The 230-nt window shown below is 49.1% G+C and carries 1 protein-coding gene; it reads left to right on the forward strand.

Features of this window, described 5'->3' with window-relative positions; all coding sequences use genetic code 11:
* On the forward strand, positions 1 to 230 hold a 230-nt coding region (locus LK536_RS59260; protein WP_506092396.1), incomplete at both ends, for an ATP-binding cassette domain-containing protein.

The raw sequence follows: 230 nt of genomic DNA on the forward strand, positions 1-230 counted from the left end.
GCAGTTGAAATGAGGAGCATTAAAAAGCAGTACCCCTTGGTCCGCGCCCTTGATAATGTGGATTTCCTTATCGAGGAGGGGGAAATCCTCTACCTCCTGGGGGAGAACGGGGCAGGCAAATCCAAATTGATGAAAATCCTCTACGGCATCTGTAAGCAGGACGAAGGGGAGATTTTCGTGAAAGGTACGGCTAAGGCCATCAAATCACAGAAACAGGCCATAGATTTGGG

Source organism: Clostridium pacaense (assembly GCF_020709765.2).
Lineage (GTDB): Bacteria > Bacillota > Clostridia > Lachnospirales > Lachnospiraceae > Enterocloster > Enterocloster hominis.